Below are 24415 nucleotides of genomic sequence, written 5' to 3' on the forward strand. Positions count from 1 at the left end.
CTATTGCGTCTGATCCCGGCAGGTAGCGTTAAATCGGCAAATAAATAGTAAAAATGGTTCTACCCGGCCAGCTCTCGACATCAATCTTACCCTGGTGCTGGTCGATCAAATTCTGTGCGATGGACAGTCCTAGCCCGGTGCCGCCCTCGCGGCCGCTGACCATCGGATAAAACAGGGTATCTTGCAGCTCAGACGCGATCCCAGGCCCGTTGTCAATCACCTCGATGCGCGCAGCTAATTTATGGCGCTTACCGTGAATATTGGCTTGATGCACCGTTCTGGTGCGAATGGTGATCAGGCCATGCTCCTGCTTCTTGAGAATTTGCCCGGCATTGCTGACAATATTAAGCAGGGCTTGCTCAACCTGATCCGCATTCATCAGAATATCCGGCAAGCTTGGGTCATAATCACGCTCAATCACCACATCGGAGCCCACCTCGAGCTCGACCAATTGACGCACTTTCTCAAGGATTAGGTGAACATTTTCTTGCTGTTTTTTACCGGGCTTTTGTGGGCCAAGCAGGCGATCCACCAAGGCGCGCAGGCGGTCAGCCTGCTCGATAATAATATGGGTGTACTCTTTGAGACCTTCCTCCGGCAGGGCACGCTCAAGCAGCTGTGCTGCCCCGCGCAGGCCGCCTAAAGGGTTTTTAATCTCATGGGCAAGGCCACGCACTAGAAGCTTGGCTGCCTGCTGCTGGGCATGCTGATTGAGTTCTTGGGTGAGTCGGCGCTGCTGGTCAATCTTGCGCATCTCAATCAGCAGCATCAACTCACGCTGCCATGACACAGGGCTTGCGGTAACCTCAAGCATCAGCGGTCGACCATCCACCACAAACGTGACGTCGCTATCGGTCATGCTTTGCCCGGTCTGCAGAGGCTGAGTGAGCAGGGCAAGGTCAAGCGAGGCATGCTGGATCAGCTTAGAAAGCGGCTGCTCTAAAAGGCGCTTAGCGCTTTGACCAAACAACTGCTCTGCAGCAGGGTTAGCATGGCGCACCACAAGGTGCTCATCGAGCATCATGGTCGCGGTAACAACATTATTAAGAATCGCCTGACTGAGTTCGCTATTCACTACTGCTTCCTTGTACTTGAGAGGATGAGCTAATGACTCATGCACTATTTTGGTGCGCTTGCATCAAGTATGGCGCATCATTATGGTGAGAGAAAGCAAAATCGCTTATCTAAGACAGCGACTTTACGCTGATTTGATCTAGATGCACCTGTATGGGGTTAACAATGCAATAAGCGCGCCGATTCTCGGCAGAGGCGGAAGAGCAGAGGCGAGAATCGAGAGGCGAGAAGCGAGGGGGATTTGTGGGTGTGGATGGGTTGTCATTCTTGCAGATGAGTTTTTTGGGCTTTGTGAGTTTTTAAAGAGACTCGGGCTTGAAGCGAGAGGTGATTTACAAAACGTCGGGCAAGCGCTGCGTGCTCCACCACCTCGCCTCTCGATTCTCGACTCTCGCCTCTAAAAACTAAAAAGGCCCGCCAAAACGGCGAGCCTTTGAATAACATAAACCAATCCGGCTTACATCAAGCGATCTTATACAGAGTAGTAAAGTTCGAACTCAAGTGGGTGAGTTGTCATGTTTACTTGCTCAACGTCTTGCGACTTAAGCTCGATGTATGAATCGATGAAGTCGTCAGAGAATACGCCGCCAGCGGTTAGGAACTCACGGTCAGCGTCTAGTTCGTCTAGCGCTTCTTTTAGTGAGTAAGCCACTGTTGGGATTTCTGCTGCTTCTTCTGCAGGTAGGTCGTAAAGGTCTTTATCCATCGCTTCGCCTGGGTGGATCTTGTTCTTGATACCGTCAAGACCAGCCATAAGCATTGCTGCGAAACATAGGTATGGGTTCGCTGATGGATCACCGAAGCGTAGCTCGATACGACGTGCTTTCGGGCTTGGTACCACTGGGATACGGATAGAAGCAGAACGGTTACGTGCTGAGTAAGCTAGCATAACTGGCGCTTCGAAGCCTGGTACTAGACGCTTGTATGAGTTAGTAGAAGCGTTGGCGAAAGCGTTGATTGCTTTAGCGTGCTTGATCACACCGCCGATGTAGTAAAGTGCAGTTTCAGATAGACCGCCGTACTTGTCGCCAGCGAATAGGTTAACACCGTCTTTCGCTAGAGATTGGTGAACGTGCATACCGCTGCCGTTGTCACCAACGAGTGGCTTAGGCATGAATGTCGCCGTCTTACCAAATGCGTGAGCAACGTTGTGTACAACGTACTTGTAGATTTGGATTTCGTCAGCTTTAGTGGTTAGCGTGTTGAAACGAGTCGCGATTTCGTTCTGACCCGCAGTCGCCACTTCGTGGTGGTGCGCTTCAACAACAAGACCCATCTCTTCCATGATTAGACACATTGCAGAGCGGATGTCTTGTGAAGAGTCAACTGGAGCTACTGGGAAGTAACCACCTTTAACGCCTGGACGGTGACCTTTGTTACCTTCTTCGAAGTCAGTACCTGTGTTCCAAGCCGCTTCGATGTCGTCGATCTTAAAGAAAGAACCAGACATGTCAGTGTTGAACTTAACGTCGTCGAATAGGAAGAACTCTGGCTCAGGACCGATCAGAACGGTGTCTGCGATACCAGTAGCGCGCATGTAGTCTTCAGCGCGGTGAGCGATAGAGCGTGGGTCACGGTCGTAACCTTGCATTGTGTCAGGTTCTAGGATGTCACAACGAATGTTAAGAGTTGCTTCTTCAGTGAATGGGTCAAGAACAGCAGAAGCCGCGTCTGGCATCATTACCATGTCTGACTCATTGATACCTTTCCAGCCTGCTACTGAAGAACCGTCGAACATTTTACCTTCTTCAAAGAAGTCTGCGTCAACTTGGTGTGCAGGGATAGAAACGTGTTGCTCTTTACCTTTTGTATCAGTAAAGCGTAGGTCAACAAATTTAACTTCGTTTTCTTGGATCAGCGATAGAACGTTTTCAACTGACATCTTGGATAACCTCCAGTGTATTTAAAGCGTGTATGACTCGATTCTTGGAATCCAGCATTGAATAGTGTCTAAATATGGTCTACTCGATGCTGGTTTTTCTTAAAGCCAAAATCGTGCCAACTTTTCAATTCCTTAAATTTCAATAACTTGTGATTTTGCGCTTCATCGTGAAGCAAACGGTTGCACCATTATTGAAAGCTAGTGCACCAGATTGGTGCATGTGCGTAATGTTTGCACTGTTTTGTACCAATCTAGTGCAACTATTCAGCACTCTATGGCGAAAGATGTCAATCCAAACCCACAATATTCACGGCGAAAACTTCCGCCGTCTTCTATGCTCATCAAAGCAACGGGTTATAGATCACATATTCGTGCGATTCTTAGCAAAATCTGGTACATTAACGGCCGTTTTTTTAATCAAACTCGTGGCCAGCTATCCACTCCCGCTGAAATAGAGAGGGAAATTAAGCGATAACTGAGCGGCGACTCCACCTGAGTGAAGCAAATTCATGGCAACTCCACAGATTGATAAATTGAGAAACATCGCGATTATCGCGCACGTTGACCACGGTAAAACGACCCTTGTAGATAAGCTGCTTCAGCAGTCTGGTACGCTTGAGTCTCGCGGCGAACAAGAAGAGCGCGTAATGGACTCGAACGACATCGAGAAAGAGCGTGGTATTACCATTCTGGCGAAAAACACTGCCATCAACTGGAACGACTACCGTATTAACATCGTAGATACTCCAGGACACGCGGACTTCGGTGGTGAAGTAGAACGTATTATGTCGATGGTTGATTGTGTACTGCTGATCGTAGACGCAGTTGACGGCCCAATGCCTCAGACTCGCTTCGTGACGCAAAAAGCATTCGCTCACGGCCTAAAGCCAATCGTGGTTATCAACAAGATTGACCGCCCAGGTGCACGCCCTGATTGGGTTATGGACCAAGTATTCGACCTATTCGATAACCTAGGTGCAACCGACGAGCAGCTAGACTTCCAAGTGGTTTACGCATCAGCACTGAACGGCTGGGCAACCAGAGAAGAAGGCGAAACGGGCGAGAACATGGAGCCGCTATTCGAAACTATCGTTGAAGAAGTAGCAGCACCAGAAGTTGACCTAGACGGCCCACTTCAGATGCAAATCTCTCAGCTTGACTACAGCTCATACCTAGGTGTTATCGGTGTTGGCCGTGTTACTCGCGGTACTATCAAGCCAAACCAACAAGTAACTGTTGTTGGCGCTGACGGTAACACACGCAACGGTAAAGTGGGTACAGTCCAAGGCTACCTTGGCCTTGAGCGTCACGACGTTGACCAAGCAGCTGCGGGCGACATCATCGCGATCACAGGTCTTGGCGAGCTGAAAATCTCTGACACTGTTTGTGCACAAGGCGATGTTGAAGCGCTGCCACCACTATCGGTGGATGAGCCAACGGTAACCATGACTTTCCAGGTAAACACGTCTCCGTTTGCGGGTAAAGAAGGTAAGTTCGTAACGTCACGTAACATCCTTGAGCGTCTAGAGAAAGAGCTGGTACACAACGTTGCACTACGCGTTGAGCAAACTGACGATCCAGACAAATTCCGCGTATCAGGCCGTGGTGAGCTTCACCTATCGATCCTGATCGAAAACATGCGTCGCGAAGGCTTCGAGCTAGCAGTATCTCGTCCAGAGGTAATCATCAAAGAAGTTGATGGTCAGCTAATGGAACCGTTTGAAACGGTAACGATTGACGTTCTTGAAGAGCACCAAGGCGGCATCATGGAGAACATCGGTCTGCGTAAGGGTGAACTGAAAGACATGGCACCAGACGGCAAAGGTCGTGTGCGTATGGACTTCATCATGCCATCTCGTGGCCTGATCGGTTTCCAAACTGAGTTTATGACCCTGACTTCAGGCTCTGGTCTTCTTTACCATACATACGACAGCTACGGCCCACACAAAGGCGGTAACATCGGTCAGCGTATCAACGGCGTACTGATCGCTAACGCGGCAGGTAAAGCTCTAACCAACGCACTGTTCAACCTACAAGAACGTGGCCGCCTATTCATCGGTCACGGTGTTGAGGTTTACGAAGGCATGGTTATCGGTATTCACAGCCGCGACAACGACCTAACGGTTAACGCTCTGAAAGGTAAGCAGCTAACCAACGTTCGTGCATCAGGTACTGATGACGCTCAGGTTCTTACTCCGCCAATCAAGCACACTCTAGAGCAAGCACTAGAGTTCATTGATGAAGACGAGCTAGTAGAAGTAACCCCTGAAAGCATCCGCATCCGTAAGAAATTCCTAACGGAAAGCGACCGTAAGCGCGCTTCTCGCGCGGCGAAATAATCCTTTCGTCTAGCTGAACGCTTTTAGAAATGAGCCCTAGGTTTTTATACCTGGGGCTCTTTTTTTAGAGGCGAGAGTCGAGATCGTTTCACTGCGAGTACGCTGCGCTCGAGGTGGTGTAACACTTGACAGCAGTGAAAGAGGTTGGGAAATTTTCTCGCCTCTCGCCTCTCGCCTCTCGCCTCTCGCCTCTCGCCTCTCGCCTCTCGCCTCTCGCCTCTCGCCTCTCGCCTCTCGCCTCTCGCCTCTCGCCTCTATTTTTTCAGTTGGGCGATGAACTTATCAGATTCCGCAATCGCCGCGTTCATTTGTTGGATTGCGAGTTCGATGTCATTTTCTAAGCTCATAAACTCGCCCTGTAGTGAGCCGATGGCTGAGGCGTTGAGGTTGTGTTTTAGGTAGAGGGTGTTGTCTCTTAGGGTGTTGAGGACGGGGGTCATCTTTTGTTCGGCGCGCTTCATGGCGCTGAGCATGGTTTGGTAGGATGACTGGGTGGTGCGTAGTTGCTGCTCGCTCGAGCGGCGCAGGTTGTCGTTGGTGTAGAGTTCGAGTTCTTCATTCCATTCGGCGAATAGGGCGTCGGAGACATCCTCGATGCCCTTGATACGGTCGCGCACGTCTTCGGCGGCGGCCTCACTGGCCTCGTAGCGACTGTTGATGTCGTTGTAGGCGCTCTCAAGCTCACCACCGTCGAAATTGGTTAAAGCGGAGAGTGCCTCAAGCGCGCTGGTGAACTCTTGCTGCGCGTCTTGTTGGGCGGTTTTGGCGTCTTCGACTCGGTCGACCATGATGTCGCGTTTGTGATAGCCGACCTGCTCCATAGCGGCATAGTAGGTGGAGGAGCAGCCGGTGAGCATCAGGGATAGAAACAGCAGGGCAGAGATGGCACGCATATCGATTTCCTTTCGATTAGAATGAGTTAGACTGAACAAGTATAGTTGAGTGTATCGGCTTGCGACGATGAAAGTCATGACGGTGCAAAAACGAGGCAGTCACGCCATACTGAGAGCAGGCCGCGTAGCAGTGGACTAATTTGTCGGTCGAGAGCGTGATAGAGAATCATGGATGAGGTGGATGAGAAATAAGTTAAGTCCCAGTATTGAGAATCGGCTTGTGCCGTATTACCACTTTGTGCGTTACCTAGGGCGGCGGATGCACCACGATCGTGTCAATGTGAATGCGGGCTACTTAGCTTACATTACCTTGCTATCGGTGGTGCCACTGGCCACGGTGCTGTTGTCGGTGCTATCGACCTTTGCGATATTCTCCGATGCCGGAGAGGCGATTCAAGACTTTGTCATCACTCATTTTGTGCCGGCAGCTGGGCAAGCAGTGCGCTCGGCACTGTCTGAGTTTATTGCTAATACCGGTAAGATGACCGCGGTGGGTGGTGCTGCGCTGTTTGTCGCGGCGATGATGCTGATCTCAAACATCGACAAAAATCTAAATTACATCTGGCGGGTCAAGAAAAAGCGCCGAGCGATCATCTCGTTTTCCATTTACTGGATGATCTTAACCCTAGGGCCGATTTTGATGGGGGCGAGCCTTGCTGCCACCTCTTATGTCACCTCACTGGCGATACTCAATAATGAAGTCGCCTCCGGCGCGTACAATGTCTTGCTGCGTCGCTTACCCTTGATTTTATCCACTGCCGCCTTTGTCGTGCTCTATCTTGTGGTGCCGAATAAAAAAATCCGTTTTCACCACGCCCTGGTTGGCGCGCTGGTGGCGGCATTACTGTTTGAGCTGAGTAAAAAGGGATTTGCCACTTATATCACCATGTTCCCGTCGTATCAGCTGATCTACGGCGCGATTGCGGCGATCCCTATTTTGTTTGTTTGGGTTTATCTGTGTTGGTTGATTGTCTTGTTCGGCGCCGAAATCACGGCGGCGCTCGGTGAGCGAGCATACTGGAGTGCGGCGCCAAGCATGGTACACTCGATGCAACATGAATATGATATACAAAGTTCTAGTAAACAAGAACATGACAAACAAGAGGTAAACCGTGATCGCTTTGATTCAGAGGGTGAGTGAGGCCAGCGTCCGCGTCGAGGGTGAAGTAGTAGGTGAGATCAACCAGGGGCTGTTGGTCCTGCTGGGGGTTGAAAAAGGCGATGATGAGGCCAAGGCCAAGCGCTTAATGGAGCGAGTCACGAGCTATCGTGTGTTTGAAGATGATGAAGGCAAGATGAACCTCAACGTCAAGCAGGTTGAGGGCGAGGTGTTAGTGGTGTCGCAGTTTACCCTGCCGGCTGACACCAAAAAAGGCACTCGTGCGGGCTTCTCCCGCGGCGCTGCACCAGCGGATGCCGAGCGCTTGTACGACTACTTTGCCGACCAATGTGAGTTAGTATTACCGACACAGCGTGGCTGTTTCGCTGCAGACATGAAGGTTGGCTTGGTCAATGATGGCCCAGTGACTTTCTGGTTGCAGGTGTAAGCCGACTATTGGTTTCGAAAATAATTGGTTCAGGACAACGTCTAAAGGAAGAGTATGTTTAAACTGATCACGCCCAAAACCGACAATCAGCTCAACAAATACTTTCAGTTTCGCTGGCAAGTTCTGCGTGAGCCATGGCGGATGCCGCTCGGCTCGGAGCGTGATGAGTATGACTCGATGAGCTTTCATCGCATGATCACCGACAGCCGTGGGCGACCAATGGCGATTGGGCGCTTGTACATTACTCCCGACAACGAGGGACAAATCCGTTTTATGGCGGTGAAACCCAATCGGCGCAATAAAGGCATGGGCTCACTGATCTTAGTCGCGCTTGAATCCTTGGCGCGTCAGGAGGGAGTGAAGCGCCTGGTGTGTAATGCGCGCGAGGATGCGATTGCCTTTTATCAGAAGAATGGTTTTGAGCCTCGCGGTGAGCTCAGTGATGAGCGCGGCCCAGTGCGTCACCAACAGATGGTCAAGCCTCTGGATTTGATGGCCAACGTGCTGCGCAAGCCCGAGTGGTGTCACGAGTTGCAGCAGCGCTGGGAGCAGCAGATCCCAATCAGCGACAAGATGGGCATTAAAATCAATCAGTACACTGGCTATCAGTTTGAATGTTGTGCCCAGCTAAACCCTAATCTAAACCCACACAACGCCATGTTTGCAGGCTCGGCTTTCACCCTAGCGACCTTGACCGGCTGGGGCATGACCTGGCTACTGATGAAAGAGCGCAACCTGATGGCGGATATTGTGCTGGCAGATAGCCAGATCCGCTATCGCCATCCGGTGACCCAAAGCCCGGTTGCTCAAACCTCACTCGATGGGATTTCGGGTGATTTGGACCGATTGGCCACGGGGCGCAAGGCGCGCATCGTGATCAGCGTGACCATCTATAGTGGCGATACGCCATCTGTGGAGTTTGTAGGCACTTACATGCTACTGCCGAATTACCTGGTGTGAGGGATCTGTCGAGAGCAACTAATTAGCTTCATGGCAGATTGCTTCAATCTGAGTGTCACCACTGAGCAGATCAATCTGCCACTGCTCGCACTCGATCGCTAGCTCAAGTAGCACTGAGGTGGCTTTGGGCTCCACCCAGTCATACAAGCCACGAAACTGTCCCGAGAGATTGGGCCCGCTGAGTTGTTTGGTATCAAAACTCATTCGGCCACGATTAAAGTTGGCATAAAACCCATCGAGCTCGAAGTCTTGCTCAAGCGTTTTATCCTGACCATCGACGGACGCGTGATGTTGAAAACGCCCGCTACGCAGCCCCGCGTCAATGTGCCCATCAATCGAGTAACGCAGCAACTCCCAGTCACTGCTAAGCCCCTTGAGATCACCCTGAATATCCAGCAGCCCCTCAACGTCGAACGGCAGCTTGGTAAATGGCTCAAGAGCAGAAAAAGGCAAGCCATCAATGGTGAAATCAAGCTGCCAAGGCTGATTGCGCTCGGTGAGGTGACGTGTGCCCGAGGCATCGAGATAGCCTTGTTCGAGTGGAATAAACAGCCGCTTGAGCTGCATTTTTTGGTCGATGGTCGCCAGCTCAACAATGCCTTGGGTGGCGATAATCGTGTCAAAGCTGGCGCTATTGACCGACAGCTCCGTTTGTCCTTGCCACAGTCCCCAAGCGCCATCTTGCTTGAGCACCATATCGCTACCTCTGATGTTAAGTCCAGATAACTGCCAGAACGGTGCTTGCTCGACTTGGACCAGCTGTGAGCGTGAAACGGCTAAATCTTTAATGCTTAAGTTTCTGACTTTATTAAATTTACTAATTAGCTCGTTCGCCGCTTGTTCGGTTTGCTCTAACAGCTTAATCCCCGAAATGTGCAGCTTATTGAGCTTTAGGTCTACTGGTGACCAAAGCCCAGAGACCTGTACACGCCCTTGCCAGAGATCGCTGTCCCACTCTTCAATCTCAATCAGCTGTGGGGAAAAATTGACCCGGCTGCGCGGACTGACAAAGCTTAAATCGTCAATAACCAATAGATCGGCATCGAAGGACAAATAGCCTTGCTGCTGATTGCTAAGGGGTTGATCCAATTGGATCGATTCGATCGAAAGGTTAAGATTTTCCGCTTGGGCGATCTTAGTGATTATTTGGCTATTAATCAGATCTAAGCTATTGATATAGTTGATTTCAAAGCCCTCAATCAGCTGGGAAAAGTGCGACATCGAATCCTCTTCGCTGAGGTCGAGGTTAAGCTGATTTATAGTGACATTGGCCAGTGACCACTGATCGTTAAGGCGCTCTGCCTGACCACTGAACCTGGCCTCATTCCATTCAAACGACGCGCCGTAAACAGTGCTTTTTTCAGGTTGATGGACGACATGGAGCAGGGCGTTATTTAATGCTTCGCCCTCGATATAGACCTGATCGGCCTGAAACTGGATATCACCATAAGGCAGCCACTGGTGTTGATGTCGCCAGGTTGGCTCGGCGATCTGCAGGCTGGCATCGCGTAAGATCCAACCCGAAAAATCGATATCAACGTGCTTAAGGGCCAGTTGATGAAACTTGACCTGCTCAAGGAACCTTGGGTTAAACACTGGCAGAGAGCGCAGTTGCTGGCGATCATTGAGCTGAATGCCCTCAATCAGTACGCTGTCGATGATGATCTGTCGGTTATGCACCAACGAAGGGTTGAGCCATACCGTTGCAGAAGGCAGATACAAGTCGTACTCAATACTGCGCAGCCCCTCAACCTGAAGCTGATACGGCGGGGTATAATCGACGCGCTCAACACTCAATTGGTAGGGCTCAAGCAGGTGATTGACCAAGGTGGTTTTGTGCTTGACTGGTAACAGCCACAAGGATGTGACCGCCGCGCCAATCAGCACAACCAGGGCAATCACAACGATGACAAGCCATTTCTTCATTTCCAGCGCATCCTTGTGTGGGTTCTGATTGGGTTCCTGTGCTGTATAGATTGGAACAGATTTGATGACACGGCAACAAAAAAAGCCCTTCAAAAGAAGGGCTTGTAATCAGGTTATCAATTTTCTAGTCCAGCTGCGGCCCTGCAGCAACCAGTGCCTTACCCTCATCATTATCAGTGTATTGGGCAAAGTTCTTGATAAAGCGCTCAGCCAAGTCCGCGGCCTTGCTCTCCCACTGTAGTGGGTCGACGTAGGTTTCACGTGGGTCGAGGATCTCTTTATCCACACCTGGCAAGTCCAGCGGTACCTCTAGATTGAACACCGGCAACTGCTTGGTTTCTGCATTGTCAAATGAGCCATCCAGGATCGCATCGATGATGCCGCGTGTATCTTGAATTGAGATCCGCTTACCTGTGCCGTTCCAGCCAGTGTTGACCAAGTAAGCTTCTGCGCCTGCCGCTTGCATGCGTTTCACCAAGACTTCGGCATACTGAGTAGGATGCAGAGTCAGGAACGCAGCGCCAAAGGCGGCCGAGAAGGTCGGCGTTGGCTCAGTAATACCGCGCTCAGTACCGGCCAATTTCGCGGTAAAGCCAGACAGGAAGTGGTACTTGGTTTGCTCAGGCGTTAGTTTCGCCACTGGTGGCAACACGCCGAACGCATCCGCGGTCAAGAAGATAACTTTCTGTGCATGACCAGCTTTGGATACTGGCTTGACAATGTTATCAATGTGATGGATTGGGTAAGAGACGCGTGTGTTCTCAGTTTTTGAGCCATCATCGAAGTTGATCGAGCCATCGTTGCGCACGGTGACGTTCTCAAGCAGTGCATCGCGGCGAATCGCATTGTAGATGTCTGGCTCAGCTTCTTTCGATAGACGGATGGTTTTGGCGTAGCAGCCACCCTCGAAGTTGAAGATACCGTCGTCATCCCAGCCGTGCTCGTCATCACCAATTAATTGACGTTTAGGATCGGTCGATAGCGTCGTTTTACCTGTGCCTGATAGACCGAAGAACACTGCCACATCGCCTTCTTCGCCGACGTTGGCCGAGCAGTGCATAGAGGCGATGCCCTTTAGCGGCAGTAGGTAGTTCATCATCGCGAACATACCCTTTTTCATCTCACCGCCGTACCAAGTACCGCCGATAATCTGCATCCGCTCAGTAAGGTTAAAGGCGATAAAGTTCTCGGAGTTAAGACCGTGCTCTTGCCATTTAGGGTTACTGGTTTTCGCCCCGTTCATCACGACAAAGTCAGGTTTAAAGGTTTCCAGCTCGGCCGCCGTAGGACGGATGAACATGTTCTTAACGAAGTGCGCTTGCCACGCGACTTCTGTGATGATTCGTACACTCAGGCGAGTATCTGGGTTGGCACCACAGAAACCATCAATTACGAATAGGCGCTTGGCAGATAACTCTTCGGTTACTAGTTGCTTAAGATCGCGCCACACCTCAGTCGAGATGGGTTTGTTGTCATTCTTACCTTGATCTGACCACCACATGGTGTCTCGCGTCGAGTCATCTTTTACGATGTACTTATCTTTCGGCGAGCGGCCAGTAAAGATGCCGGTATCAACGGCGATCGCTCCTAGCTCAGTCACAGTACCTTTTTCATAACCTTCTAGTTCAGGACGTGTTTCTTCTTCGAATAGTTGCTCGTAGCTGGGATTGCGAACAATCTCCCTTACGCCAACAATACCGTATTGAGAAAGATCAAGTGTTGCAGCCTTTGTATGTTCCATAACAGTCATAGGTGCTCCTTTATAAGAAATGTAGGGATTTGAAATTTTTTAAATAGAGTAATCCTGTTGTAATAATCTTTTGAGTCTGCCTCCATGCTAACAACGCAAATGACTTAAAACAGGGAGGTAGTTCAAAAAATGTCCGCATTTTTTTCGTACATTATCTGCCTATATCACAAGCTAGTTTGAAATATTATTTGGTAAGCACTAATCCATGCAGGACATTCATTTTTTTGTTGTGAGTCTGAGTGAGGTTAAGCGTAGTCGAAAGTAGTGAGGATTGAAGGGTTTGTGAGTTTTTTATCAACAAAAAAAGAGGCGATAAGCGAGATCGGGCATTGCCCTGCGAGAGGCGAGGAATTTAGGCACGAGAGTCTAGAATCGAGAGACGAGGTTTGAGAGGTCCCCCTCTCGCTTCTCGCCTCTCGCAACGAAGTGATCTCGCCTCTTGTTTCACTAAAAGAAAATTTAGTGCAGAGTCTTATTACCCGACGCATGAGCGAATAACTCCGCCACTTGTGCAGAGTCGAACGCGTAGTTTGTGCCGCAGTAGTCGCAGTGTAGGGCGATACTGCCTTCGGTGGCTAGGATGTCATCTACCTCTGCGCGATCTAGCGTCACGATAGCCGCGCCGCTGCGTTCGCGTGAGCAGCCGCAGAAGAACTCAACTGGCTGTGGTTCAAATAGGCGCACTTGCTCTTGGTTGTAAAGGCGGTATAGCAGCTCCTGCGCTTCAAGCGTGAACAGCTCTTCGTCTTTGATGGTGTCCGTCAACTGCTCTAGGTGCTCGAAGTCATCCGGTGTGCCAGTGCCATCTGGCATGACCTGAATGAGCATGCCCGCTGCGTGCGGTTTGCCGTCCATCTCACCGGTGCGGATCCACAGGCGAGTTTTCAGCTGCTCTGAGTTGGCAAAGTAGTTCTCAATCACTTGCGTCAGGTTGTCACCTTCAAGACCGACCACACCTTGATAACGCTCACCCTGTTTCGGGTCAATCGTGATCACTAGGTAGCCTTTACCCATCATCTCGTGCAGCGTTGCGTCTGGGGCGATATCGCCTTCCCAGCGTGCCACTCCACGTACTTTTTGGTCATGGTCGCCATTGATCACTGCCAGTGATACTGGGCCGTCACCTTGAAGCTGGATGGTGATCGAGCCTTCAAACTTTAGGGTTGCAGTAAGCAGCGTGGTGGAGACGAGTAGCTCACCCAAAAGCTTTTGCAGCGCCGCTGGGTATTCCTTGCTGGTAATAATCTGTTGGTATGCGTCATCCAGTTGTACCAACTCGCCACGTACTGATAAATCTTCAAAGAGGTAGCGATTTAAAACATTGTTTGCCATAGAAGGAAGCTCCAGCTTATTGATGTTTGAACTTAATAATATCACGACGCTGCTTTTTGTCTGGGCGTCGGTCCGGACTCGGGTTGTGCGCGTGCAATTTGCGCTGTATGGCGTTGCTTTCGCGTTTTTCAACACTTTCTGAGGTTTCGCGGTACAGCGTTTGTGCCTCTGGCGCGCCGCGACGTTGATCGGAGATCCGCTCGATGACCACGGTTTTCTCTTCGTGGCCCTGACGCAGTGCAACAGTGGCTCCGACCTCAACAACCTTACTCGGTTTGCTGCGCTGGCCATTATAATGCACTTTACCGCCATCGATCATGTTGCGTGCGATGGAACGGGTTTTATAGAAACGTGCGGCCCACAGCCATTTATCGAGACGAACGGCTTGTTCGTTTTGGTCATTGTGTGATTTGTTGGAACCCATTTGTGCGCTATCTCTCCTACCATTAATATTGGATCAACCTCACAATGGTAGCGCGATCGCACTTTTTCAAGGTGTAAGAGTGTGTAAAGCACAAAAAACCATTTGCTTAAACCGCGTATGATATAGTGAAATATTTCTCATCTATACTAACGCACCATTTTATTTCAGTAAGGACATAGGTTTGGCAACTACCGCCTTTAATATGGCCCGCTTTGACGGACAGGCACTGATCAATTTCTTTAAGCAGCACCAGCAGCGTATCAGTGGTGTGCTGGTGATCGTGTTGCTCGCAGTGTCCGCTTGGATGTTGGGTAGGATGCTCTGGATGCTGGTGGAGCCTGAAGCCGAGGTTACCCCGTGGCGCGCTACGCAGACATCAGGCAATGCCAACGTGAACTCTTCGACGATCGATCTGTCCAAAGTGCATGACGGTCATTGGTTTGGTCGCTTTCAAGAAGACGCACAACCGGTCGAGCGTAAGCAGCCGGTGGTTCAGGATGCGCCCAAGACCCGTCTAAATCTGACCCTAGTTGGTGTGGTGTCGAGTGACAATATTCGCAAGAGTTTGGCTGTGATTGCCAATCGTGGCCAGCAGGCGACCTATGGCATCGACGAGACCGTTGAGGGTACGCGTGCTAAGTTGAAAGCGGTACTCGCGGATCGCGTGATCATTGAAAACGCCGGCCGTGACGAGACCCTGATGCTCGATGGTATTGATTACAACCAGCGTTCACAAACGCCAACCCAGAGCACGACGCAGTCTCGTTCACAGCCTGCAGCAGCGAGCCCAGACACTGACCGCCTAGCGGCGATCCAAGAAGAAATCTCCTCAGACCCACAAAAACTATTCCAGTATGTGCGTATGTCACAGGTGAAACGTGACGGTGACGTGGTGGGATACCGCTTAAGTCCGGGGCGCGATAAAGAATTATTTGAGTCCATAGGCCTGCAAAATGGCGACATTGCGACTCAACTCAATGGACAAGACCTAACTGATCCGGCGGCGATGGGTCAAATTTTTCAAGATATCAGTAACCTTACCGAGCTGAGCCTTACCGTCGAGCGTGACGGTCAGCCGTATGATGTCTACATCCAGTTTTAACACCCTGAGTAACAACAAAACTCAGCTTTAGGAGTACCGCGTGAAGCATTGGTTCAAGAAAAGTGCTTGGTTATTGGCAGGAAGTCTATTAACCACAGCACCTGTGCTAGCTAACGATTTTAGTGCAAGTTTTAAAGGCACAGACATACAAGAGTTCATCAATATTGTTGGCCGTAATCTCGAGAAAACCATCATTGTTGATCCCACTGTTCGAGGCAAGGTGGACGTGCGCAGCTACGATACGCTGACCGAGGAGCAGTACTACAGTTTCTTCCTTAACGTATTGGAAGTCTACGGGTTTGCCGTGGTTGAGATGGACAATGGCATCCTCAAGGTGATCAAGGCGAAAGACGCTAAAACTTCAGCGATCCCCGTTGTCGGTGATGACACCGCTGCAGGCGACAGCGTAGTAACCCGCGTGGTCGCGGTACGTAATGTCTCGGTGCGTGAGCTATCACCATTGCTGCGTCAGCTCAATGATAACGCGGGTGCGGGTAACGTTGTCCACTATGACCCGGCGAACATCATCTTGATCACAGGCCGCGCAGCGGTGGTTAATCGTTTGGCTGAGATCATCAAGCGAGTTGACCAAGCGGGTGATAAAGAGATTGAGGTTGTTGATCTGAAAAATGCCTCAGCGGCAGAAATGGTGCGCATCGTTGAAGCGCTGAATAAGACCACTGATGCGAAGAATACACCACCGAATATGCAGCCAACGCTGGTGGCAGACGATCGCACTAACTCGATTCTTCTTTCAGGCGATCCTAAAGTGCGTGCTCAGCTTAAGCGCTTGATCAAACAGTTGGATATCGAGATGGCGAGCAAGGGTAACAACCAGGTGGTTTATCTCAAGTACGCTAAAGCTGAGGACTTGGTCGATGTGCTACGTGGCGTATCTGACAATCTGCAGGCAGAAAAAGCCGCTGGTCAAAGTGGTAGCTCAGCAGCGCCAAGTGCACGTGGTGAAGTCACCATCGCTGCGCACGCACATACCAACGCATTGGTAATGACGGCGCCGCCGGACATCATGAATGCCCTGCAAGATATCGTGACTCAACTGGATATCCGCCGCGCACAGGTCCTAATTGAGGCGCTGATTGTTGAGATGTCTGAGAATGATGGCATCAACCTTGGCGTGCAGTGGGGTAACCTAGAGACAGGTGCTGTCATTCAATATAACAACACGGGTACCTCGATTGGTAGTGTTATGGTCGGTCTGGAAGAGGCAAAAGACCAGACTCGTACGGAGTATTTCACCAATAGTGATGGAAACCGTGTTCCTTACGAGGTGACTGAATCAGGAGACTACTCAACACTCGCAGCAGCCCTATCTGGCGTAAATGGTGCTGCAATGAGCCTGGTCATGGGTGACTGGACGGCATTGATCAGCGCGGTGTCCTCGGACTCCAACTCCAACATCCTGTCTTCGCCAAGTATTACCGTGATGGACAATGGCGAAGCGACCTTTATTGTTGGTGAAGAGGTTCCGGTTATTACTGGTTCTACCGCTGGCTCAAACAACGACAATCCATTCCAAACCGTTGATCGTAAAGAAGTTGGTATCAAGCTCAAAGTTGTGCCTCAGATCAACGAAGGCAACTCAGTGCAGATGAATATCGAACAAGAGGTATCGAACGTGCTGGGTGCGAACGGTGCGGTCGATGTACGTTTTGCCAAGCGTCAGTTGAATACCTCGGTTATGGTCGAAGACGGCCAAATGATTGTATTGGGCGGCCTGATTGATGAGCGTGCGCTTGAGAGTGAGTCTAAAGTTCCGCTACTTGGTGATATCCCACTCTTGGGTCAGCTGTTTAAGTCAACCAGCACCCAAACCGAAAAACGCAACTTGATGGTATTCATTAAGCCAACCATTATCCGTGATGGTATGTCAGCAGATGGCATCACCCAGCGTAAGTACAATTATATTCGTGCAGAGCAGCTATTGAAGGCAGAGCAGGGCCTGAAACTAATGGACGACGAAAACGTACCTGTATTACCAGAGTACGGTAAGTCGGTTGAGTTCGCGCCTGAGCTTCAAGTATTGATTGAACAGATGGAAGCGAAGTAATGCAAGCCGAGGCTATTCATCATCGCCTGCCATTCAGCTTCGCCAATCGCTTTAAGATGGTGCTGGAGCATGAAGAGCAAGGCAGTGTCCTTTATTATCAAGAGCCGATGACCATGAGCGCGCTGTTGGAAGTGCAGCGCGTGTCACCGCGTGTGTTTACCTTGCAAGTGCTTGGCAGCGAGGAGTTCGATGCCAAGCTGACCGAGGCGTATCAGCGTGACTCAAGCGAAGCGCGTCAGCTGATGGAAGACATCGGCGCCGATAGCGATGACTTCTTCTCGCTGGCGGAAGAGCTGCCACAAGATGAAGATTTGCTTGAGTCGGAAGATGATGCACCGATCATCAAACTGATCAACGCCATGCTGGGTGAGGCGATCAAAGAGGGCGCCTCAGATATCCATATTGAGACATTTGAGAAGTCGCTGTCGATCCGCTTTCGCGTCGATGGTGTGCTGCGTGACGTACTGGCGCCAAGTCGCAAACTTGCGCCGCTGCTGGTCTCGCGAGTTAAGGTTATGGCCAAGCTGGATATCGCTGAAAAGCGTGTGCCGCAAGATGGTCGTATCTCGCTGCGTATCGGTGGTCGCGCCGTGGATGTGCGTGTTTCAACCATGCCATCGTCGCACGGCGAGCGCGTGGTAATGCGTCTTCTGGACAAGAACGCCACTCGTCTTGATCTGCACAGCCTGGGTATGACGCCATCAACCCACGATAACTTCCGTCATATTATCGCCCGTCCGCACGGCATCATCCTGGTGACTGGTCCAACGGGTTCGGGTAAATCCACCACCTTGTACGCCGGTCTTCAAGAGCTCGATAGCAGTGAGAGTAATATCCTCACGGTTGAAGACCCGATTGAATTTGATATCGATGGCATCGGTCAGACTCAGGTTAACCCAAAAGTCGACATGACCTTTGCTCGTGGTCTGCGCGCGATCTTGCGTCAAGACCCAGACGTGGTGATGGTAGGTGAGATCCGTGACCTAGAAACGGCGCAAATTGGCGTCCAAGCGTCATTAACCGGTCACTTAGTGATGTCAACCTTGCACACCAATACCGCGGTTGGTGCGATTACTCGTCTGCGTGATATGGGCATCGAGCCCTTCTTGATCTCATCATCACTGCTTGGGGTTCTGGCCCAGCGATTGGTGCGCACCTTGTGTAACGACTGTAAAACGCCTTATCAGGCGGATAACGAGCAGAAGAAATGGTTTGGTTTGACGCCAGCTGATGAGCTGACCTTGTACCGCTCAAGTGGCTGTGAGCAGTGTAATCAGAAGGGTTATCGCGGTCGTACCGGCATTCACGAGCTACTTTTGGTCGACGATCAGGTGCAAGAGCTTATCCACAGTGAAGCGGGTGAGCAGGCGATTGAGCGCTGCGTGCGTGAGCGCACACCAAGTATTCGCCAAGATGGTTTGAACAAGGTGCTTGCGGGCGTCACCACGCTGGAAGAAGTCCTGCGTGTCACTAAAGATGGCTAACGGGGACGGCTCTAATGGCGGCGTTTGAATATAAGGCACTGGATGCCAAGGGTAAGCAGAAAAAGGGTGTGATTGAGGGCGATAATGCCCGCCAAGTCCGCTCACGTTTAAAAGAGCAGGGATTAATCCCGGTTGAGATCACCGAGACGCGCGCCAAGACGCGCAAGTCATCATCAGCCAAAAAGCCCGCGTTTCAGCGCGGGGTCAGCACGCCAGATTTGGCGCTGATCACTCGCCAATTGTCGACCCTGGTACAATCAGGGATGCCACTGGAGGAGTGTCTTAAGGCGGTCTCTGAACAGTCAGAGAAGCCACGTATTCGCACCATGTTGGCGGCGGTACGCTCAAAGGTCACTGAGGGTTACACCTTAGCCGACAGTTTGGCGGATTACCCACACATCTTTGATGAGCTGTTCCGCTCAATGGTGGCGGCGGGTGAAAAGTCTGGTCACTTGGATGCGGTGCTCGAGCGCTTGGCGGATTATGCCGAGAATCGCCAGAAGATGCGCTCCAAGCTACAGCAAGCATTGATTTATCCTGTGGTGCTGGTGGTGTTTGCCATCGGTATCGTGGCCTTCTTGCTTGCCGCGGTGGTGCCAGAGATTGTCGGCCAGTTTTTGACCATGGGGCAAGACTTGCCTTGGCAGACTGAAATCTTGCTGGCGGCGAGTGATTTTATCCAAGAGTGGGGGTTGATCCTGCTTGGGGTTATTGTGGTGCTGGTTTATTTAGCACGCTTTGCCTTATCTAAGCCATCGATTCGTCTTAACTGGGATCGCCGTATCGTGCGTATGCCAATGCTGGGTAAGATCAGCCGCGGTTTGAATACTGCCCGCTTTGCACGCACTTTGTCTATTTGTACCTCTAGTGCGATCCCAATCTTGGAAGGGATGAAGGTTGCGGTGGATGTGATGACCAATAAATTCATCAAGCAGCAGGTTAATATGGCCGCTGATAACGTGCGTGAGGGTGCGAGCTTGCGCAAGGCGCTCGATCAAACCCAGTTGTTCCCGCCAATGATGCTGCACATGATTGCCAGTGGTGAACAGAGTGGCGAGTTGGAATCGATGCTGACCCGCGCCGCGGACAACCAGGATGCGAACTTTGAATCAACGGTGAATATTGCGCTGGGCATCTTTACCCCAGTGCTGATTGCGCTGATGGCAGGCATGGTGCTGTTTATCGTCATGGCGACCATGATGCCGATTCTTGAGATGAACAACCTTATTGGTTAATCGAGTGACTGATATTTAGTGTCAATCAATTGATAGTATTGAATTTCTCGACCGAAGTTGGCACGAGAAAAATTTGTTTTTGGAGATTGTAATGAAAAACAGACGTAGCAAACAGGCTGGTTTTACCCTGTTAGAGATTATGGTAGTAGTGGTCATCTTGGGTGTGCTCGCTGCGGTTGTGGTACCTAACCTAGTGGGTAGCCAAGATACGGCAAACCAGAAAAAAGCGGTGAGTGATATCGTGGCGCTAGAGAATGCGCTGGATATGTACCGCTTAGATAACAGTGTTTATCCAACCACAGACCAAGGCCTTGAGGCATTGGTGACCAAGCCAAACAACCCAGAGCCGCGCAACTACCGCGAGGGTGGTTACATTCGTCGTCTGCCAAATGACCCATGGGGTAACGAATACCAATACCTAAGCCCTGGCGACAACGGCACAATTGATATCTTTACTCTTGGTGCTGATGGCCAAGAAGGTGGTGAGGGTGTTAATGCCGATATCGGTAACTGGAATCTAACCGATTTCCAATAAATCAATGAAATTGGGGTGAGTGAAGACTTACCCCAATTGAGAGTATGCTTGTGTTTTTTACCTCTACATCGCGTTCCATCCCCTCTTCGCGCGGCTTTACCCTACTAGAAGTTTTGCTTGTCTTAGTGGTGATCGCCGTCGGCGCGGTAGCCGCGATCTCGACCGTCGTCAGCTCAACTCAAGATCAGGCCAAGGATGAGACCCAGCGCGTGTTTCTGCAGTTGCAACTGCTCAACGACGAAGCGCTGTTGAGTGGACAAAACTATGGATTGCGCATAGATGAAAAACAGAATCGTATTCTTTTAATGGCACTGGGTGAAGATGGCTGGGAACCAATGGATATTGAGGGTAGGGCGAATGAGATCGCCCTGCCGGATGATCTGATGATGAGCATGACCCTAGGTGGTGATATCTGGAAGAACAACGACAGCCTGTTTTTGCCAGGCTCGCTGTTCGACGAGGAGATGTTTGCCGACGTTGAGTCTGACGCACCCCCTCAGCCACCACAGATTTTTATCCTATCAAGCGGGGAGATTACTCCCTTTACGCTGCACATCCTCGGCAACACGGATCAGGTCAACGATGATAACTGGCGCGTGATTGTCGGCGAAAATGGCGTTATCCATCGCCTTGAGCCGGGGGATGAGTATGAAGAGTAGGTCTAAATCAGCTGGTATGACCTTGATTGAGGTGCTGGTGGCGCTGGCGATTTTCTCTACCGCGGCCATCGCGGTGATCCGCTCGGTTAGTCAACATATCAACACCTTGAGCTACCTTGAAGAGAAGACCTTCGCCGCGATGGTGGTGGACAATCAAATGGCGGCGGTGATGCTTGACCCGAGTAAACTGAGTGCAAAAAAAGGCACTGAAGAGTTGGCGGGGCGAACCTGGTACTGGCAGGTGACGCCAGTCAGCACTTCAGACAACCTCTTGCGTGCCTTTGATGTGAGCGTGTCTGCCGAAGAAGGTGGCTCAACGCTAGTAACGGTAAGAAGCTATGTACCCTAAGCGTCCATTCTCGAAGCGATCCGTGCCAAACAATAAAGCCCACAAGGGTTTTACCCTCATTGAAGTGTTAGTGGCGATGGCCATCTTTGCCAGCTTGAGTGTTGGCGCTTATCAAGTGCTGTTTCAAGTTCAAGAGAGTAATGCTCAATCGCTGCAAAAAAGTGAGCGCTTGAAAGAGATCCAGCGCGCGATGGTGCTGATGGACAATGACTTTCGCCAGATGGCGACGCGCCGTATGCGCACCAATGGTGAGGCGCCTGCTGGGCAGTTGCTTTACTGGCAGGATTACCTGCTCGACTCTGACAGCAAAGGGTTAGTGTTTACCCGTCTTGGTTGGCATAACCCCGAGCAGCAATTTCCGCGCGGTGAGGTGACTAAGGTCGGCTATCGCACCCAAGAGCAAGTCTTAGAGCGCGTTTGGTGGCGCTATCCAGACACGCCGGTAGGCCAAGAGCCGATTAGCGCGCCGCTGCTGACTCAGGTTGAAAGCTTTGATGTTCGTTTTTACAACGGCTCGGAGTGGGTCACCGAATGGTCGACGAATGGGCAACTGCCGCAAGCGGTGTCGGTGCGTCTAGAGCTGGAAGATTATGGCGAGATTGAGCGTATTTACCTCACCTCAGGTGGTCGGCTCAATGATTTGGCAGGAGGCAATGATGGGTAAGTCTCCTTCACGCCAGCGTGGCGTGGCAATTATCGTCGTGTTGATGGTGCTCGCGGTGATGGCGGCATTGGCGGCCAGTATGTCAGGGCGCTTGTTCACTCAATTTAAGCGCGCCAATAACCAGATAAACTATCAGCAGGCGTATTGGTACAGCCTTGGTGTTGAGGCACTCGCGATTGTGGGTATTGAGCAGAGCTATAAAGACAGCGATACCATCAACACCTCGCAGGCGTGGGCGCTCGAAGAGCAAGTCTACCCGCTTGATTATGGTACGGCGCAGGGGCGCATTCGTGATCGCCAGGCGTGCCTGAACCTCAATGCGATTGGCTCGGCCGTGATGCCTAGCAACTCCAACCAAAGACCGTACGTGCTGCGCGTCTGGCAACAGTTGCTTGAAGCGACAGAGGTTGATAGCTATGCAGCAGAAACCATCAGTGACTCGACGTATGAATATATCAACCCTGAATTTAGCACCCAGACCTCAAATGGGGTGGGCGACAGTTACTACGAAAGCGTTCAGCCTGCTTATCTAGCGGCCAATGGTTGGTTGGCAGACAGCAGTGAGCTGCGCGCGATCAATGGCGTGACCGGTGAGGTGATGCAAAAGATTGGACCTATGGTATGTGCACTGCCGACCGATGAGTGGATCTTGAATGTCAACACGCTTGAGCCGGAGCAAGCGGTACTGCTAGAAGCGATGTTCTATCCACACCTGTCACAAAGTGATGCCAAGAATTTGATTGAGAGCCGCCCTTATGACGGCTGGGACTCAGTTGATGACTTTCTGGCTGAGTCAGAGATGGGCGGGGTTGAGGCCGCCGTTCGTGATGAAGCTAAGCCGTTTATCGGTGTTGATAGTCAATATTTCGAGCTAGATGCTCAAGTTTGGGTTGAGCAGTCTAGAGTAAGAATTAGAAGTCTATTGTACAGTGACAATAGAGAAACAGCGTCGGTGGTACGCCGACGTTTTGGAGGGATCAGTGAGCGAGTTTCTGACCGTTCGACTAACTAGTCAACCGGAGGCCGCCGTGCCTTGGTTGGTGTGGTCTACACAAGACAATGAAATTATTGCCAGCGGTGAGTTGGCAAGCAGTGCTGAGCTGGAGACTTTGCAAGATTATGCCGAACATCGCGGCGTGATCCTGCTGCTGTCTGCCAGTGATGTGGTGTTGAGCGAGGTGACGATCCCGGCGGGTGCCAGTCGTCAGTTTGAGTCGATGCTGCCATTTTTGCTTGAAGATGAGTTGGCGCAAGACGTCGATGACTTGCATTTTACCATCTTGAAGAAAAAAGGTGACCAGGCGCTGGTTGCGGCCGTTGATCGCCATTGGCTTGAGCAGTGCCTCGAGCAATGTAAAGCGCTCGGCTTTGAGATTAAAAAGGTGGTGCCTGATGCACTCGCCCTGCCGACCAACGAAGAAGGACTGAGTGCGGTTCAACTCGGCTCGGAGTGGCTACTGAAAAAAGGTGAGTATCAGGGCGCGGTGGTGCCGGATGCTTGGCTTGGTATGACGGCGCAATCGCCTTGGGTGCAAGAGCAAGGTGCCTACTTACCACTGAAGGCCTATAGCCCATTGCCTGAGCTTGAACTTGCAGATGAGCAAGGCTGGCAAATAATGCCAGCAGAGCTTGCGATGCAGCTACTGACCAAAGAGGCGATCGTCGGTAAGACAACCTTGCTAACGGGCGCCTTTAAGCAGAGCTCACCAATCAGTAAGTACTGGCGCGTGTGGCAGAAAGTGGCGATTGCCGCAGGGGTACTTTTGACGGTGATGATGGGACAGTATGCGCTAGAAACCTATCGTTTCGAGGCGCAGGCTTCGGTATATCGCGCTGAAAGTGAGCGTATTTTCCGTGATATTACCGGTAAAAGTCGCATTCCTACCACGGGCTATCTAAGACGTGAGCTTGAGAGTGAGATCACTCGACTGTCTGGAGGTGCTGGTGACAGCTCATTGCTTAACTGGTTCGTAGAGCTCTCTAATTCACTCGGCCCATCGCCGGCGATCCAAATGCAAAGCGTACGCTTTGATGGTAACCGTCAAGAGCTGCGTTTAGTTGCTGAAGGGAGTGATTTCCAGGTCTTCGAGCAGGCTCGTCTGGCACTCTCTGAGCGATTTGAGGTCGAGCAGGGGCCACTCAACCGTAACAATGAAGTGGTGTCTGGCACGTTCACCATTAAGGCGCAATAG

The 24415-nt window shown here is 51.1% G+C and carries 21 protein-coding genes; 14 read left to right on the top strand and 7 right to left on the bottom strand.

Features of this window, described 5'->3' with window-relative positions:
• Nucleotides 1–28: 28 nt before the first annotated feature.
• Nucleotides 29–1075, bottom strand: coding sequence for a nitrogen regulation protein NR(II) (glnL, locus tag ACZ5R2_RS02860; protein ID WP_464900951.1), 1047 nt, complete (start codon nt 1073–1075; stop codon nt 29–31).
• 471 nt (nt 1076–1546) lie between these two features.
• Nucleotides 1547–2956: a glutamate--ammonia ligase gene (gene glnA / locus ACZ5R2_RS02865; RefSeq protein WP_438459770.1), complete on the bottom strand. Its 1410-nt coding sequence runs from the start codon at nt 2954–2956 to the stop codon at nt 1547–1549.
• A 509-nt stretch (nt 2957–3465) separates the two neighbouring features.
• On the opposite strand from glnA, the gene typA reads away from it, so the two are divergent.
• Nucleotides 3466–5295 carry a translational GTPase TypA gene (gene typA / locus ACZ5R2_RS02870; RefSeq protein WP_464900952.1) on the top strand — a complete coding sequence of 610 codons (1830 nt, stop codon included), beginning with the start codon at nt 3466–3468 and terminating at the stop codon, nt 5293–5295.
• A 254-nt stretch (nt 5296–5549) separates the two neighbouring features.
• Here the strand turns inward: typA and ACZ5R2_RS02875 are convergent, their stop codons facing one another.
• Nucleotides 5550–6116 carry a DUF2959 domain-containing protein gene (locus tag ACZ5R2_RS02875; RefSeq protein ID WP_464919437.1) on the bottom strand — a complete coding sequence of 189 codons (567 nt, stop codon included), beginning with the start codon at nt 6114–6116 and terminating at the stop codon, nt 5550–5552.
• 253 nt (nt 6117–6369) lie between these two features.
• Between ACZ5R2_RS02875 and ACZ5R2_RS02880 the strand changes: the two genes are divergently transcribed.
• The 3 genes from ACZ5R2_RS02880 to ACZ5R2_RS02890 are packed head-to-tail and all read left to right on the top strand — an operon-like array spanning nt 6370 to nt 8695.
• Nucleotides 6370–7329 carry a virulence factor BrkB family protein gene (locus tag ACZ5R2_RS02880; RefSeq protein WP_464900953.1) on the top strand — a complete coding sequence of 320 codons (960 nt, stop codon included), beginning with the start codon at nt 6370–6372 and terminating at the stop codon, nt 7327–7329.
• Nucleotides 7301–7735 (top strand): D-aminoacyl-tRNA deacylase, encoded by a 435-nt coding sequence (gene dtd / locus ACZ5R2_RS02885; protein ID WP_464900954.1) that lies wholly within the window; start codon nt 7301–7303, stop codon nt 7733–7735. The genes ACZ5R2_RS02880 and dtd overlap by 29 nt, the downstream gene beginning before the upstream one ends.
• 54 nt (nt 7736–7789) lie before the next feature.
• Nucleotides 7790–8695, top strand: coding sequence for a bifunctional GNAT family N-acetyltransferase/hotdog fold thioesterase (locus tag ACZ5R2_RS02890; protein ID WP_464900955.1), 906 nt, complete (start codon nt 7790–7792; stop codon nt 8693–8695).
• An 18-nt stretch (nt 8696–8713) separates the two neighbouring features.
• Here ACZ5R2_RS02890 and ACZ5R2_RS02895 read toward each other — a convergent pair whose 3' ends face one another.
• The 4 genes from ACZ5R2_RS02895 to hslR all read right to left on the bottom strand — a co-directional run bounded on the left by ACZ5R2_RS02895 (nt 8714) and on the right by hslR (nt 14127).
• Complete coding sequence (locus ACZ5R2_RS02895) at nt 8714–10621, bottom strand: AsmA family protein (RefSeq protein WP_464900956.1); 1908 nt, start codon at nt 10619–10621, stop codon at nt 8714–8716.
• Nucleotides 10622–10745: 124 nt separating this feature from the next.
• Nucleotides 10746–12371, bottom strand: coding sequence for a phosphoenolpyruvate carboxykinase (ATP) (pckA, locus tag ACZ5R2_RS02900; protein ID WP_464900957.1), 1626 nt, complete (start codon nt 12369–12371; stop codon nt 10746–10748).
• Between the two features lie 459 nt (nt 12372–12830).
• Nucleotides 12831–13703 (bottom strand): Hsp33 family molecular chaperone HslO, encoded by an 873-nt coding sequence (hslO, locus tag ACZ5R2_RS02905; protein ID WP_464900958.1) that lies wholly within the window; start codon nt 13701–13703, stop codon nt 12831–12833.
• Nucleotides 13704–13719: 16 nt separating this feature from the next.
• Complete coding sequence (hslR, locus tag ACZ5R2_RS02910) at nt 13720–14127, bottom strand: ribosome-associated heat shock protein Hsp15 (protein WP_464900959.1); 408 nt, start codon at nt 14125–14127, stop codon at nt 13720–13722.
• A 202-nt stretch (nt 14128–14329) separates the two neighbouring features.
• Here hslR and gspC point away from each other — a divergent pair, with 202 nt between their 5' ends.
• The 10 genes from gspC to gspL all read left to right on the top strand — a co-directional run bounded on the left by gspC (nt 14330) and on the right by gspL (nt 24415).
• The gene (gene gspC / locus ACZ5R2_RS02915; protein WP_464902293.1) at nt 14330–15229 is read left to right on the top strand and encodes a type II secretion system protein GspC; all 900 of its coding nucleotides are present in this window, start codon (nt 14330–14332) and stop codon (nt 15227–15229) included.
• Between the two features lie 40 nt (nt 15230–15269).
• Nucleotides 15270–17297: a type II secretion system secretin GspD gene (gene gspD, locus ACZ5R2_RS02920; RefSeq protein ID WP_464900960.1), complete on the top strand. Its 2028-nt coding sequence runs from the start codon at nt 15270–15272 to the stop codon at nt 17295–17297.
• Nucleotides 17297–18781 carry a type II secretion system ATPase GspE gene (gene gspE, locus ACZ5R2_RS02925; protein WP_464900961.1) on the top strand — a complete coding sequence of 495 codons (1485 nt, stop codon included), beginning with the start codon at nt 17297–17299 and terminating at the stop codon, nt 18779–18781. Before gspD ends, gspE begins: the two co-directional genes overlap by 1 nt.
• Before the next feature lie 14 nt (nt 18782–18795).
• On the top strand, nt 18796–20016 hold the full coding sequence (gene gspF, locus ACZ5R2_RS02930) for a type II secretion system inner membrane protein GspF (RefSeq protein ID WP_464900962.1): 1221 nt from the start codon (nt 18796–18798) through the stop codon (nt 20014–20016).
• Nucleotides 20017–20107: 91 nt separating this feature from the next.
• Nucleotides 20108–20551 carry a type II secretion system major pseudopilin GspG gene (gene gspG, locus ACZ5R2_RS02935; RefSeq protein WP_438459782.1) on the top strand — a complete coding sequence of 148 codons (444 nt, stop codon included), beginning with the start codon at nt 20108–20110 and terminating at the stop codon, nt 20549–20551.
• A gap of 50 nt (nt 20552–20601) precedes the next feature.
• Nucleotides 20602–21210 (top strand): type II secretion system minor pseudopilin GspH, encoded by a 609-nt coding sequence (gene gspH, locus ACZ5R2_RS02940; protein ID WP_464919422.1) that lies wholly within the window; start codon nt 20602–20604, stop codon nt 21208–21210.
• On the top strand, nt 21200–21559 hold the full coding sequence (gspI, locus tag ACZ5R2_RS02945; protein WP_464900964.1) for a type II secretion system minor pseudopilin GspI: 360 nt from the start codon (nt 21200–21202) through the stop codon (nt 21557–21559). Before gspH ends, gspI begins: the two co-directional genes overlap by 11 nt.
• Nucleotides 21549–22223 carry a type II secretion system minor pseudopilin GspJ gene (gene gspJ, locus ACZ5R2_RS02950; RefSeq protein ID WP_464900965.1) on the top strand — a complete coding sequence of 225 codons (675 nt, stop codon included), beginning with the start codon at nt 21549–21551 and terminating at the stop codon, nt 22221–22223. The genes gspI and gspJ overlap by 11 nt, the downstream gene beginning before the upstream one ends.
• Nucleotides 22195–23235: a type II secretion system minor pseudopilin GspK gene (gene gspK, locus ACZ5R2_RS02955; RefSeq protein WP_464902294.1), complete on the top strand. Its 1041-nt coding sequence runs from the start codon at nt 22195–22197 to the stop codon at nt 23233–23235. Before gspJ ends, gspK begins: the two co-directional genes overlap by 29 nt.
• Nucleotides 23204–24415, top strand: a complete 1212-nt coding sequence (gene gspL, locus ACZ5R2_RS02960) for a type II secretion system protein GspL (protein WP_464900966.1) — start codon at nt 23204–23206, stop codon at nt 24413–24415. Before gspK ends, gspL begins: the two co-directional genes overlap by 32 nt.

The organism is Vibrio sabulosilitoris (genome assembly GCF_055391395.1).